We start from the raw sequence: 14,442 nt of genomic DNA, 5'->3' as shown, positions 1-14,442 counted from the left end.
CAATTGGCGGGCGCGTCGTCAATTGTCCCTGCTATCCGGTGCGCCAGGCAGGGCCCGCCGCACCGTTTGTCCTTACGAAACGTCCGGCTTACATCCAGCCGCGTTCCTTGTAGTAACGCTCTGCGCCGGGGTGCAGCGGGGCAGACAGACCATCCTGGATCATCTGCTCTTCGGTTAAATTTTCAAACGCAGGGTGAAGACGCTTGAACCGGTCAAAATTGTCGAAAACGGCTTTGACGGTCTGATAGACAACGTCGTCATCCACATCGGCAGAGGTGACAAATGTCGCCTTCACGCCAAAGGTCTGCACGTCATCAGGCGATCCTTCATACATACCGCCCGGCACTGTGGCAGCGGCATAATAGGGATTGTCAGCGATCAGCTGATCAATCTCGGGGCCGGTGACCGGCACCAGAACCGCATCAACGGTTGATACGGCTTCCTGGATGGACCCGTTGGGATGACCAACGGTGTAGATGATCGCGTCGACCTTGTTGTCACCAAGTGCGGCTGCCTGTTCGGCTGGCTTCAACTCAGAGGCCAAGGCAAAATCATCCATAGTCCAGCCAAGCGCATCCATCACGACCTGCATGGTAGCATACTGACCGGAACCGGGGTTGCCGATATTGACCCGCTTGCCTTTGAGGTCCTCGAATGTGGTGATCCCGGCATCGGCACGAGCAATCACCGTAAATGGCTCACCATGAACGGAAAATACGGCGCGCGCGCCTTCGAACTGGTTGCCTTCGAATTCGGATGTGCCGTTATATGCGTGATACTGCCAGTCGGACTGGGCCACGCCCATATCCATGTCACCTGCCATGATCGCATTGATATTGGCGATAGACCCGCCAGTGGACGGGGCCGTGCATTTCAGGTTGTGATCAGCAGTGCCACGGTTCACAAGCCGGCAGATCGACTGACCCACCACAAAGTAAACCCCTGTCTGGCCACCTGTGCCAATGGTGATGAATTGCTCCTGCGCTGATGATGCGGACCCGGCCATCATGGCCCCCGCAAAGGCAAGGTACTTAAAAACTTTCATGATTTACTCCCAGTTTCATAATCGTGATACGCCCTCGTTGAGCGAGGATCAGTTTCCGGCGTGGGCTGAGGGTGTTTGAACGCCCCTGCCCAACTTGGCGCTAATTACTGGCGTTGTCTTATGATCAACACATCGCCGTAAAAGCGGCTGGCCTTGTATGAGACTGACAAGGCGTTGCGATTCCTGCAACCAAATTCCTTACGCGACGGCAGTATTGTTTAATATTTTGAACAATTCGTTGGTGAATCGCGTGAAATCGCGCCGAAATCACCGGGCCGGTCGATCTCCGAACGCTTACGGACATGTGTAAATATGAATGGCTGATCCCGGCGGAAGGTGGATATTTCAGGTGATTAGTCCGGGATCAGATTGCACCATAACGAAAATGGGCGGGTCGCTGGACCCGCCCTTTCCAAAGGTTTCAAAGGCAATCAGCCTTGCAATTCTGCGACCGCTGCCGCCAGCGCCTCTTCAAAGATCGCGAGGCCTTCGTCGATGATCGCGTCTGATGCCGTCAGCGGCACCATGATCCGCAATGCATTGCCATGCATCCCGCAGGCCAGCAGGATCAGACCACGCTGCAGCGCATGTGCGACGACTGCCTTGGTCAAAGCCGCATCAGGCGTTGCCGTTTCGAAATCCGTCACGAACTCAACCGCCAGCATCGCGCCAAGGCCGCGAATATCCCACATGCGATAAGGGGCGACGCGCGCGCCAATCTCGGCAAACCGAGCGCGGAAGTGCTCACCCAAGGCTGTCGAGCGGGCCAGCAGCCCCTCTTCCTCGATCGCCTCAATCGCGGCCAAAGCAGCCGCGCACGCGACCGGGTTGCCACCATATGTGCCACCAAGGCCACCGGGAATGACGGCATCCATCACCTCGGCCCGGCCAATCACACCGGCAATCGGATAGCCACCCGCCATGGATTTTGCGACGGTGATCAAATCAGGCACGACACCCGAATGCTCAATCGCAAACCATGTGCCTGTCCGGCCAAAGCCCGCCTGAATTTCGTCAGCGATCAACAGAATGCCATGGGTGTCGCAAATCTCGCGCAGCGCCTGCATCATCTCGAACGGCACAGGGGTATACCCCCCCTCACCCAGCACAGGTTCGATGATAATCGCCGCAACCCGCTCTGGCTGCGCATCGGTCAGAAACAGATTCTGCAAACCGGTCAGCGCATCCTGCACCGTGATCCCGTCACGCACACTGGGGAACGGCGCGCGGAAGATGTCTGACGGGAACGGGCCCACATCTTTCTTGTAGGGGGAAATCTTGCCTGTCATGCCCAAGGTCAGCAATGTGCGACCGTGATAACCACCGGTAAACGCGATGACGCCCGGACGCCCTGTCGCCGCCCGCGCAATCTTGACGGCATTTTCCACGGCTTCGGCCCCTGTGGTGACCAGAAGCGACTTCTTGGCATGATCCCCGGGGGCCAGCGCGTTCAGCTTTTCGGCAAGTGCCACATAGGGCTCGTAAGGCACGACCTGGAAACTGGTATGGGTATAATGATCCTCTTGCGCCTTGGCGGCGGCAACCACCTTGGGGTGGCGATGACCGGTGTTCAGCACCGCAATTCCGCCAGCAAAGTCGATATACCGTTTGCCTTCGACATCCCAAAGCTCTGAATTCTCTGCGTGATCCGCGAAAATCGGCGCTGCGGAAGCCACGCCGCGTGCCACTGCGGCCTCGCGACGGACGAGCAGATCTGCGTTGGTTTTCGCATCGACCACAACATCGGGCACAACCGAGATATTTGGCTTGCGTTTCGCGGCAGACTTGCGGGGTTTCTTTTTTACTGTGCTGGTCATGTCTGGGGTATCCTTGCAAAGGGAAATACGGCTCAACAGGTGTTTAAAATTCTCATACTTCGTTTATTTTATCTGTCAATGGGAATTGATCGCGCCAGAACCACCTGTTCTTTCGGTCCAGTTGAGCCGCGCCGTTTGCATCATCAAACAGGTTTCGGCATGGACCAGGTTGTACTAGCTTGATCTGACGACATAAAAACCAAACTGGCAGAGGGATCGCGGGTGGATATCGGAAAACGACTGCAGGATTTACGCAAGGCGCACGGTCTGTCCCAGCGGGAACTTGCCGCGCGGGCCGGTCTGACCAACGGTACCGTTTCGTTGATCGAACAGAACAAGACCAGCCCATCGGTCGCGTCTCTCAAAAGCCTGCTCGACGCAATCCCGATGAGCATTGCCGAATTCTTTGCCACCATCGAAGAGGCGGAACCGACCAAATACTTCTATACGGTTGATGAGTTCACCGAAATCGCCCCCCAGTCCGGGCAAACAGCGGTATCACTGCGCCAGCTTGGTAATGCCAGCAGCCATACGCTGCAAATTCTTGACGAAACTTATCCCCCTGATGCCGACACCGGACCGGAATTGCTGACCCATGCTGGTGAAGAAGCCGGGATCGTGACCGAGGGCGAGATTGAGGTGACGGTCGGTGATCAGATCAGGGTGCTGCGCGCGGGTGAAGGTTACCTTTTTGACAGCCGCCTGCCCCACCGGTTTCGCAACACCGGCAAGACACCCTGCCGGATCATCAGCGCCTGTACACCGCCGACATTTTGATCAGGGAGGCAGGCGCCAAAACCTCTGCATCCGGCACTCACGCAGAGCTCACAAACCGCCGTCAAGCGCACCTGCCCCGACAAGCGTCTGATACTTGTCACGGTCAAACCACCAGAAATCGACACCCCGGTTGAAGTCATAGGGGGCAGGTTCTTCAGGGATGCCAAAGACATCCCAGATCGCGACACGATGGGTACCCAGATACCAAGTGCCGATCCAGATATGTTTTGACCGCAAAACCCGATCAAGCGCGCGGGTTGCCGCCACAAGTTCATCGCGTGTCTCAGCCGCGACCACCTGTTCAATCAACGCATCGACAACCGGGTCTGCCAGCCCAGTCAGGTTGTTGCTACCCCTCGCGGCAGCCGCTCTGGACCCATAGAACGCCCGCAATTCTGCCCCCGGCGTGACTTTGACACCCCACGCGGTGAATGACAGATCAAAGTCATAACTCTCTCGCCGTTCGCTCCAGGCACTGGGATCAATCAGTTCAAGTTCAACGTCGATACCCAGACTTTGCAGGTTTTCGATAAACGGAACGAGGATCCGTTCAAGGCTGCGACTGTCATCTGGAAATTCGAGCGACAATAGCTGACCGGCGGCATTCCGGCGCATCCCGTCATCACCCGCAAGCCAGCCTGCCTCGTCCAGCAATCTCGACGCATCGCGCAATGCCGCACGGTCGCGCGGGTTCGGGCCGCCATCATAGGGAACATGCGCTGGCTCGGTGAAAATCTCTGACGGCAGTTGATCACGGAATTCTTCGAGGATCGCCAACTCCGCGCCTTCCGGCACGCCAGATGCCTGCATCTCGGTATTTTCGAAGAAACTGTCGCTACGCTTGTATGTGCCGTAAAACAGCGTTTCATTCGTCCACTGGAAATTGAAGGCATATTCCAGCGCCTGACGCACCCGGATATCCTGCAAGACCGGGCGCCGCATGTTGAACCAGATGCCCTGCGCGCTTGAGGGTCGCCCATCGGGCAGCAAAATCTGCCTGACCCAGCCGCTTTGTGCCGCCGGAAAATCATAAGCTGTTGCCCAGGACGCCGCGCGATTTTCAACCCGCATCAGATACTCACCGGCTGCAAACGCCTCCAACCCCACGGTATCATCCGCGAAGTATTCATAGGCGAAGCAATCAAAATTGTTCCGCCCGGCATTCACCGGCAGGTCGGCGGCCCAATAATCGGGATCCTTGCAGAATGTGATCGTGCGGGGCGCGTCGAGTGTATCAACCTCGTAAGGACCGGACCCAAGTGGGCGCGTGATCCATGTCTCATCAAACGGGTTTTTATCATAGAAATGCTCAGGCAGTACAGGTAACTCAGCGATTTCCGCAGGAAAGGCGCCAGCGCCAGGGGCCAGGTCAAACCGGACCCGCAAGTCGGTTTCAGCCTCGACCAATAGCACATCAGACAGCAAGTTGCGGTAATAGGGATGACCCTCGGTCTTGAGCGCATTGATCGTGAAAACAACGTCCTGCGCCGTGACAGGCTCACCGTCATGAAAACGCGCCTCGGGGCGCATGTTAAAGGCGACGTAGGACAGGTCATCGGGATACTCAATGGTCTCGGCGATTAAGCCGTAAATCGCATCAGGTTCGTCATAGGCGCGAACCATCAGACCATCGTAGACATGATGGCCAATCTCAGGCGCTGAATCGCCCTTGATGATAAAGATATTCAAACTGTCGAATGTCGGCGTGCCGTAAAGCTGACGCTGGCTCATCGTCCCGCCTTGCGGCGCGTCGGGATTGGCATAGTCAAAATGGGTGAAATCCGGGCCATATTTCAGATCGCCAAAGGCGGAGTAACCATGGCTGATCGTCACCTCTGCAAACGCTGGCGCGGCATACGCGACCATCACCAGAAATGTAGAAATGTGCAATTTCATCTTGTATCCCCGCACTGGCTTCATCCCAATTCTGCAAGTGGAGCATTTGCACGGATCAAGGTCCAGCAGTCAAATTGCTGCACGGCCCATGCCGGGCCGACGATCTGCCAACGTTGAATGAATTTGCAGATTGCCCCTGCCCAAAGGCAAAGCATGTCCCGACCTGCGCCATCCAACCGACCGGTTTTCCGCCGCTTCAGTCGGACAGCACCCGCTCGGCAATGTCGGCCAGCAATCCATCCAGATCAACGCCGCCACCCATCTCGGTCATGTCCTTGTCATAAAGGATGAATGACAGACCGTGAACAAAGCTCCACAACATGAAACCACGCTTGCGAACCTCCTGCGTGATGTCATCCTCGCCCAGACAAAGCGCGACCTCTTGCAGCACAATCCCAAAGGTCTGTTCGCCAGCGGCCTTTAATCGCTCATCATTCAGGCCGTCGGTAAATCCGCCGAATTTGAGCCGGAAAACACCCGGCTCGCGCAGCGCGAATGTGACATATTCCTTGCCCAGCACCTGAACCCTTTGCGGCGATCCCGGCGGGATTCCTTCGAGCGCGGCGAACATGTTTTCGCGGTGCCGCACCATCCCCTCCAACACCATGGCGACAAGCATTTCATCCTTGTTTTTGAAATGCTTGTAAGGCGCGGCGGTCGATACGCCGGCCAGTCTGCATGCATCAGACACCGAAAAACCATCCGGCCCCTTCTCCTCGACCAGACGGCGCGTTGCCTCAATCAGACCCGCCCGCAAATCACCATGATGATAGCGGGCCTTCTGCAGTGGTTCTTTGCCGGTCGCCTCAACCGTCCTTGCCATCATTTTTTCCATTCTTTTGCTGATCTGAATTTTCTCAGATCACGTACTACTTGTCAAAGTAAGAACTTCTAACATATGTTAGTCACACTAACTTTGCAGCGATTCAGCAATGGGAAATGATCAGATGCAGAATGAAAGACGCAGCGTCATAGGAAATATCTGGGGCGGTGTCCGCCTGATTGGCCGGGTTGCACTGACCCTTCTCGTTGTCGTAGGCGCAGTGTTTGCGGTGCAATTCGGCTCCTCTGAACTGGCGCAACGCGCCGATGCCGCCCCTGCACCGGATGCAGCACCGCTGATCCCTGTCTCAACCTCGCCCTTGATCGTGGAAAACGGCTACGATGTGACGCGCGCCTTTGTCGGACAGGTCGAGCCGCAAAAAACTGTTTCACTTTCTTTCGAACTGCCAGGACGGCTAAGCGAGATCACCGCAGACGAAGGTGATTGGGTCGAAAAGGGTCAGATTCTCGCCAGCCAGGATTTGTCCTTGCTGATCTCAGAGCGGACACGCCTGACGGCGTCGCGCAGTGCCGCCGAGGCGCAGCTACGCTTTGCCGAACAGACAGTGGCGCGAAACGCGGAATTGAACCAGCGCGGTTTTGCCAGCCAGGCCGGTCTTGATGAGGCGCTGTCGCGGCAGGACGAACTGCGCGCACGGATCGCCGAAATTGACGCCTCACTTGAAAACGTCGCGATCCGCATCGCAAAGTCGCAGATCACCGCGCCGTTTGATGGGCGCGTGACCGAGCGTCTGGTTGATGGCGGCGAGACACTCGGCGCCGGGCAGCGCGTTTTTGGCCTTGTTGCGTTGCGCAAGCCACAAGTGCGGATCGGTGTTCCGCTTGATCTGACCGACGCCCGACTTGGCTATGCCACGATCGAGGTTGATGGCACCGCCCACCCTGCCACACTTGTCACGCTCCGCCCGGATATCGATCCGGTGACGCGCACTAGAACAGCGGTTTTTGAAATCGACACCGACACGCAACTTGCGTTCGGCCAGACCGCCCGCCTGATCGTAACCGAAACGATTGATATCCCGGGCTTGTGGCTGCCAACCACCAGCCTGAAGGAAGGGGTGCGCGGCCAATGGACCATCCTGACCGTGGATCCTGATGATATCGTTCGCGCCGCATCGGTAGAGATCCTGCACGCCGAAAGCGACCGCGCCTTTGTCCGGGGCGCATTCCCGGACGGCACACAACTCATCGACGCAGGCCCGCAGCGGGTCACCGTCGGTCAGCAAGTCACCACCAAAAACACGCTTTGAAGGGGCCGGGATCATGGAAACGCTCACCTTCCGCCAACCACGCCTTGTTGCCCTGATCATTCTGGTTCTGGTCTCGGCGGGGATGTCATCGCTTCTGTCGCTTGGGCGGCAAGAGGACCCCACAATCACCAACCTTTTCGCTACCGTCACCACCCAGTTCCCCGGCGCTGACCCGGAGCGGGTCGAGGCGCTGGTCACAGCCGAAATCGAAGAAGAGTTGAGGACGATTGCCGAGGTCGACACCGTGTCTTCCGTGTCGCGTTCGGGCGTGTCGGTCGTATCGGTCGAGCTGCAGGAAACACTGGATGAAGCCACAATTGAACAGGTCTGGTCAGAAGCCCGCGATGCCGTCGAAGACGCGCGGCGCAACTTCCCCGCCGGTGTCCTCGCGCCTGATTTCAACGCGGAAGGTATCTCGGCCTATTCTGCGGTGATCTCTGTCACTGCGTCAGAACCCGACATGCCCCTGACGGTATTGTCGCGGCACGCGGATGCGCTAGGGGACAGGCTGCGGTCCATCCCTTCAACCCGCGCTGTCGATTTCTTCGGTGTTCCGGAAGAAGAGGTCCTGATCAGTGTTGATCCAACCAAAGCGGCCGCCCTTGGCCTCACGGCCGCCGAGATTTCGGGCCGCATTTCAGAAGCGGACGGCAAGGTCCAATCAGGTCGCCTGCAAGGCAATGTCGATCTGACGATCAACGTCACCGGCGAAATCGAAACGCTCGACAGGCTGCGCCAGGTCGTGCTGCGCGAAAACAGCGTCGGCAGCACCGTCACACTTGGCGATATCGCCCGGATTGACCGCGGCCCGCGCAGCCCGGCGTCCGAAATTGCCATTGCGAACGGCAAACCGGCCATTCTTGTCGGTGTGCTTGCGCAGGACGGCGTACAGATTGACCGCTGGATGACCTTCGTGCGCGACGAACTCGCCGCCGGGGCGGATCAAATCCCACTCGGGATCGAGGAAACCCTTCTCTTTGATCAAAGCGTCTACACGCTCGACCGCCTCGCAAGTGTCGGGACGAACATGGCGATCGGCGTCGGTTTGGTGGTGATGGTTCTACTGATCACGCTGGGCATTCGGGCGGCAGCGATCGTTGCTCTGGTTCTGCCCGTCGTGTCCCTTGCCACGCTGGCCACCATGAATTTCATAGGGCTGCCAATCCACCAGATGTCGGTCACCGGCCTGATCGTGGCCCTCGGCCTGCTTGTCGACGCAGCGATCGTGATGACTGACGAAGTCCGGCGCCGCCTGCAAGCTGGCATGGAACGGGCGCAGGCCGTGCGTGACGCGGTCAGGCGTCTGTCCGCACCATTGCTTGCCTCGACCGTGACAACCGCGCTCGCCTTCACCCCGATGATCCTGCTGCCTGGTCCTGCAGGTGATTTTGTCGGATCAATCGCCATTGCGGTGGTTCTGATGCTGGTTTGGTCCTTTCTCATCGCCCTGACGGTTACCCCGGCCCTTGCTGGGTGGATTCTGCCCACTGCGGAAAAGGGTAATTTCTTCAGCCGTGGCATTTCATTTCCCGCGCTTGGCCGATTGTTCGAAAGTTCAATCCGGCTGGCAGTCAAAAACCCCCTGCGGGCCATCGCGGTTTCGCTGATCCTGCCGGTCATGGGCTTTGCAGCCTTCCCCACACTGACCGCCCAATTCTTCCCGGGCGTTGAGCGCAACCAGTTCTACATCGAAATCGACATGGCCTCCGGCTCTGCCATTGCAAACACGCAAGAGACGGCACAGCAGATGGATGCACTGATCCGCGCCGATGAGGGTGTCGAAAGCATCTACTGGACCGTCGGGCAATCCGGGCCTGCATTCTACTACAACATCGTGGGCAACCGGTCGCAGGAACCCGGCTTTGGTCAGGCAATGGTGACCACAAAGACTGATGCCGATGCGGCCCGTCTGGTCAGTCAGTTGCAAGTCGAGTTCGACGCGCAATTCCCTGATGCACAAGTCATCGTACGCGGTCTGGTCCAAGGCCCGCCTGTCGATGCCCCCGTTGAAATCACTATCAAAGGACAGGATATTGCGACCCTGCGGCGGCTTGGTGACGAGGTTCGCGGGATCATGGCGGACCTTGATCTTGTGACTCAGGCCCGCGCCGGTGTGAATGGCGGCGCACCGCAGGTGCGGTTCCAGATTGATGAGGTCAAGGCGCGTCTGCTGGGCCTTGATGTGGTAGATATCGCAGGCCAGATGAACACCGCCCTGGTCGGCCTAACAGGCGGGTCGCTTGTCGAAGGGACCGAACAATTGCCGGTCCGCGTGCGCATGGGCGATGGGCTGCGGGGCGATGGGCTGCGGGGCGATCTGCAGGCGATCTCTGACATGCCGATCCTCTTGCCAAATGCAGCGCCCGTATCTGCAACTGGTGCTTTTCCGGCGGTCCCCCTCTCCGAACTGGCAAAGCCTATTGTAGAGCCATCCGAAAGCGTCATCACCCGCAGCGACGGCATTCGCGAAAACACGATACAGGCCTTTATCGTGCGGGGTGTGCTGCCCGAAGAGGCGCTGCAGGATGTCCTCACTGCCCTTGATGAGCGCGGGTTCGCGCTGCCATCCGGCTACACGCTTGAACTTGGCGGCGATAGCGATGCACGATCCAATACCGTGGGCAATCTGCTAGCCTCGGTGGGCCTGATCGTGACCCTGACCATTGCGACCATCGCGCTGACCTTCAATTCCTTCCGTCTGACGGTAGTCGCGCTGATCGTCTGCGTTCTGTCGGCGGGTCTGTCGATGCTGTCACTCGCCATCATGCAATACCCTTTTGGTATTCAGGCCATCATTGGGGTGATCGGGTCCATCGGCGTATCAATCAACGCAGCCATCATCATCCTGACGGCATTGCAACAGGATGAAGACGCCAGCGCAGGCGACCGTGACGCCATGGCCCGCGTTGTGACGGGATCCAGTCGGCACATCGTTTCGACCACGATCACAACGTTTGGAGGGTTCCTGCCCTTGATCCTCGGGGGCGGTGCATTCTGGCCGCCCTTCGCAGTGGCGATTGCAGGTGGGGTGCTGTTGTCGACAGTGGTGTCATTCTACTTCACACCACCGGTTTTCGCCCTCATCCACCGGCGGCAAAAGGTAAAGGAAGAGGTTCAAAGCACCGATTGGGAACTCGGCACAGCCGCATCATTGAGGATCGCTGCCGAGTAATGGACTGGTGCGTGGACCAGCGAACACGGCCGCGCTGAGACCGAATTGGAAGAGATCAGGCTCGGCGTGGCCGGCGTCGTTAATCGCCGATACCCGCACTCCAGCCTCTCTGACATGGCACCGGCGGAATATGCGGACCACTCATCATCGCCAAAAAGCAAAATAGCGTTTCAGACGCTTCACAATGAGGATTGCCGGAAATGACAGTGATGAGAAGGAGCTCTAGCTGTTTGCATATTTGCGAAATCACGCCAATGGCCAAGCTGCCTGTGCGTTTGGCCATCGCCGCAGCATGCGGCTAGAGCGACACCAAAGCACCACGCCCCTTGATCACATGCCGGGCGACATTTGATGCCTGCACGATCGCATCCTCGATCGGGGCGCCTTCAACAAAAGCGGTCAGAAAACCAGCGTTAAAACTGTCGCCGGCTGCGGTTGTATCCACCACATCGGACACGATGGCGGGCTGCACGATGCCTTTATCATCGCCGCTTTGGTAATGGATCGCGCCCGGACCGTTTTTGACGACCACGATCCCGGCGCCCAAGGCGGCATAGCGATCGCGCGTCGCCTCGGGGCTTTTATCGCCGAAATGCACGGCCTCATCATCATGCGAAGGCAGCATGATATCGGCCAGCGACGCGGCCTTTGTCACCCATGCCCGCATGTGATCGTCGCTTTCCCAAAGGGACGGGCGTAGATTGCTGTCAAACACCACAAGGCCCTTTGCGGATTGCGCGCGCTGCACCGCATCAAGCAGCTTAGCTCGGCCCCGCCCCTCTTGAATGGCGAGTGTGATACCCGAAAAATAGATGATATCACCCTCCGCCAATGCGGCAGCCAGTACATCCACATCCGCCGCCAACATCCGCGCTGCTGACTGACCGCGCCAATATGAAAACTGCCGCTCGCCGTCGACAAGCGAAATCAGATAGAGACCCATCGCCCGGTCATCCAGGCGCTGCACATGCGCGCGCCCGATCCGGGCGTCATCCAGAAACTGCAGCATCTGGTCAGAAATGCGATCCGTCCCGACGGCGGTGACATAATCGACATCCCACCGCGGTTTCAGCGCGCGGGCATACCACGCGGTGTTCAGCGTATCGCCTGCAAATGACATCTGAAACTGGCCGGGCACCGCCAGTGGAGCCATTTCAACCATAGCTTCACCGATGGAAATGAATCGTGTCATTCGATGCCCTTTTTACAAATATTCTCATGACTTAGCACAGCCTGCACACAAGTCTCAATTCATCTCGCCGCATTCATGCTGCATTGCGGCAAAAAAGATTTTCCCAGAGGCGTGACCATCGGACTTGCATGCGCCGCGGCCTTTGTCGGCATTTGACATTGGCCAAGCTGACCACAGCCGCTAGGTTTTGAGCCAGCAAAGCCGGAAAGGATTCCCAATGTCGCTGAAATATCTCCACACGATGGTCCGCGTCAAAGATCTCGATAAATCGATGGCCTTCTACGCCCTGCTGGGCCTCAAGGAAACCCGGCGTTTTGAAAACGAAGGCGGGCGCTTTACCCTTGTTTTCATAGCACCTCCGGGGCAAGAGGACTGCCCCGTCGAACTAACCTACAACTGGGACGGGGATGATGGCTTGCCATCGGACAGCCGCCATTTCGGCCATCTGGCCTACCGGGTCGATAATATCTACGACACCTGTCAGCACCTGATGGACAATGGGATAACCATCAACCGCCCGCCGCGCGATGGGCATATGGCGTTTGTCCGGTCCCCCGACAACATCTCGATCGAACTGCTGCAGGCCGGCGACAATCTACCCCCGGCAGAGCCTTGGGCCAGCATGGAAAACACCGGCCATTGGTAAAGGCGCTTCTGTTTGCCGGGGTCTGCCTCACCGCAACCCCGGCGGCGGCCTGCCGGTTGGCGCTTGTTCTCGCCATGGATGTGTCATCATCGGTCGATGCCGATGAAGACAGGTTGCAGCGGGGCGGTTTGGCCGCAGCACTGATAGCACCTGACGTGCAAGAGGCGTTTTTCGCCAGCCCCGATCCTGTCGCGCTGTTGGTTTTCGAGTGGAGCGGGCGATACAATCAGGAAGATCTGACCGACTGGGTATTGATCGAAAGTCCCGCAGACCTGCTGGGTGTTTCCGAAACCATCGCCTTCAGCAAACGCAGCCATAATGATTTCCCGACCGCCATGGGTCACGCGCTGGCCCACGCCGCCACCCGGCTGGCTGACGCGCCTGATTGCCTGTTTCAGACCGTCGATGTCGCAGGTGATGGTGAAAACAACGATGGTTTCGGCCCGGCAGAGGCCTATGCCAATCATCCGTTCGACAATGTCACCGTAAACGGGCTTGTGATCAACGCAGCCGAGTTTGAGGCCGAGACCGAGTTGATCCCGTTCTACCGCGATCAGGTCATTCGCGGGCCGGGATCGTTCATCGAAATCGCCAATGGTTTTGCCGACTACGAACGCGCCATGCAGCGCAAACTAGTGCGCGAATTGTCCGCACAGATCATGGGACAGTCGCCGTTGTTGCCGGAGCCCCGCGGATGATACGGGCCGCATGTTTCCTGATGCTTCTGCCAGTCACGGCCGATGCAGCCTGCCGACAGGCGCTGGCCCTTGGTCTTGATGTGTCAGGCTCAGTCGATGCTGCCGAGTACCGTCTGCAACTGGAAGGTCTGGCCACAGCACTCAACAGCGACAGGGTACAACAGGTGCTCTTCGCGCAACCCGACGCCCCGATCCGCATCAGCGTCTATGAATGGAGCGGGCCGGAGAACCAGACAATTATCCTGCCCTGGACCACAATTGTGACCACCGATGATCTGGACCGCGCAACAGATACGTTGCTGGCCCACCAACGCGGCACCGCCGCACCGACCACGGCCATCGGATCTGCGATGCTGGCCGGTTTCGCATTGCTACGGGACCAGACAGATTGCTGGAAACGCACCCTTGATCTGTCTGGCGATGGCCCCGCCAACACCGGTCCGCGACCGCAAGATATTGGACCTGCGCAGCAACCGCCGGGCGTCATCGTCAACGGACTGGTGATCGGTTCGGGCAACCAATCCGGCGATGACCAGCGGATCGCGGATATCAAGGAATTGTCGGCCTATTACCGCAGCTACGTGATCCGGGGGGCTGATGCCTTCGTCGAAAGTGCCCTCGGGTTCGAAGACTACGCCGCAGCGATGGAGCGCAAATTGTTAAAAGAACTGCAAAGCCTCGCCCTCGGGCAAGCTGATATCACACGCTGATCTTGGCACGAAATCCCGAGCGCAGCCCGCCTTTGCAAAACCGACCCGCTGAACCCTCGACAAATGCAATCGCGATCATAAGCCAAGGATACGCGGTGCCACGAATTGACCGGCGCACCACTGGGCAAGCGACCAGCAATTTGAACTCTTCAGACTATCCAAGGAATATAGACGCCTCAGCGTTTTACGGGAATCTGAAACACCGATTGTCGGGCGACACCCTCCCGTTCAAACCACCGAAGAATTTCCGCAATCGGTGGCATCTGGACAAAGACGAAACGCATTAACCAGTGCCTGACAAATGCTGTTACGGGCCAATGCAACCCGGCATTGACCCGTAAATAACCCAGCCCTCATTACCAACCCCATCACTCAGATGCGGTGGGACCGCAGTCA

Annotated in this window: 11 protein-coding genes; 6 read left to right on the top strand and 5 right to left on the bottom strand. The window is 58.1% G+C overall.

Annotated features, from left to right (window positions below; translation table 11 throughout):
• Window positions 1-88: 88 nt before the first annotated feature.
• Entirely contained in the window at window positions 89-1,045 is a 957-nt protein-coding gene (locus tag ACFWW2_RS19070; protein ID WP_393930708.1) for a TAXI family TRAP transporter solute-binding subunit, read from the bottom strand.
• Window positions 1,046-1,476: 431 nt separating this feature from the next.
• Window positions 1,477-2,862 carry a 4-aminobutyrate--2-oxoglutarate transaminase gene (gene gabT, locus ACFWW2_RS19065; RefSeq protein WP_393930706.1) on the bottom strand — a complete coding sequence of 462 codons (1,386 nt, stop codon included), beginning with the start codon at window positions 2,860-2,862 and terminating at the stop codon, window positions 1,477-1,479.
• Window positions 2,863-3,084: 222 nt separating this feature from the next.
• On the opposite strand from gabT, the gene ACFWW2_RS19060 reads away from it, so the two are divergent.
• A complete protein-coding gene (locus ACFWW2_RS19060; RefSeq protein WP_393930704.1) occupies window positions 3,085-3,639 on the top strand; it encodes a cupin domain-containing protein in 555 nt (184 codons plus the stop codon).
• A gap of 48 nt (window positions 3,640-3,687) precedes the next feature.
• On the opposite strand, the gene ACFWW2_RS19055 is transcribed toward ACFWW2_RS19060, so the two are convergent.
• Window positions 3,688-5,535: an extracellular solute-binding protein gene (locus tag ACFWW2_RS19055; protein ID WP_393930702.1), complete on the bottom strand. Its 1,848-nt coding sequence runs from the start codon at window positions 5,533-5,535 to the stop codon at window positions 3,688-3,690.
• Window positions 5,536-5,731: 196 nt separating this feature from the next.
• Window positions 5,732-6,358, bottom strand: a complete 627-nt coding sequence (locus tag ACFWW2_RS19050) for a TetR/AcrR family transcriptional regulator (protein WP_393930700.1) — start codon at window positions 6,356-6,358, stop codon at window positions 5,732-5,734.
• Between the two features lie 124 nt (window positions 6,359-6,482).
• Here ACFWW2_RS19050 and ACFWW2_RS19045 point away from each other — a divergent pair, with 124 nt between their 5' ends.
• Both ACFWW2_RS19045 and ACFWW2_RS19040 read left to right on the top strand, forming a co-directional pair.
• Window positions 6,483-7,628: an efflux RND transporter periplasmic adaptor subunit gene (locus ACFWW2_RS19045; RefSeq protein ID WP_393930698.1), complete on the top strand. Its 1,146-nt coding sequence runs from the start codon at window positions 6,483-6,485 to the stop codon at window positions 7,626-7,628.
• Window positions 7,629-7,641: 13 nt separating this feature from the next.
• A complete protein-coding gene (locus tag ACFWW2_RS19040) occupies window positions 7,642-10,800 on the top strand; it encodes an efflux RND transporter permease subunit (protein WP_393930696.1) in 3,159 nt (1,052 codons plus the stop codon).
• A gap of 298 nt (window positions 10,801-11,098) precedes the next feature.
• Here ACFWW2_RS19040 and ACFWW2_RS19035 read toward each other — a convergent pair whose 3' ends face one another.
• On the bottom strand, window positions 11,099-11,992 hold the full coding sequence (locus tag ACFWW2_RS19035) for a sugar kinase (protein ID WP_393930694.1): 894 nt from the start codon (window positions 11,990-11,992) through the stop codon (window positions 11,099-11,101).
• Window positions 11,993-12,209: 217 nt separating this feature from the next.
• Here ACFWW2_RS19035 and ACFWW2_RS19030 point away from each other — a divergent pair, with 217 nt between their 5' ends.
• The 3 genes from ACFWW2_RS19030 to ACFWW2_RS19020 are packed head-to-tail and all read left to right on the top strand — an operon-like array spanning window position 12,210 to window position 14,046.
• Window positions 12,210-12,638 carry a VOC family protein gene (locus tag ACFWW2_RS19030; protein WP_393930692.1) on the top strand — a complete coding sequence of 143 codons (429 nt, stop codon included), beginning with the start codon at window positions 12,210-12,212 and terminating at the stop codon, window positions 12,636-12,638.
• Window positions 12,632-13,336, top strand: coding sequence for a DUF1194 domain-containing protein (locus ACFWW2_RS19025; protein ID WP_393930689.1), 705 nt, complete (start codon window positions 12,632-12,634; stop codon window positions 13,334-13,336). Before ACFWW2_RS19030 ends, ACFWW2_RS19025 begins: the two co-directional genes overlap by 7 nt.
• On the top strand, window positions 13,333-14,046 hold the full coding sequence (locus ACFWW2_RS19020) for a DUF1194 domain-containing protein (protein ID WP_393930687.1): 714 nt from the start codon (window positions 13,333-13,335) through the stop codon (window positions 14,044-14,046). The genes ACFWW2_RS19025 and ACFWW2_RS19020 overlap by 4 nt, the downstream gene beginning before the upstream one ends.
• The last annotated feature ends 396 nt before the right edge of the window (window positions 14,047-14,442 follow it).

It is taken from the genome of Yoonia sp. R2-816 (assembly GCF_046762905.1).
Lineage (GTDB): Bacteria > Pseudomonadota > Alphaproteobacteria > Rhodobacterales > Rhodobacteraceae > Yoonia.
The sequence above is the reverse complement of the archived record's forward strand: the minus strand, read 5'-3'. Positions and strand labels throughout refer to the sequence as shown.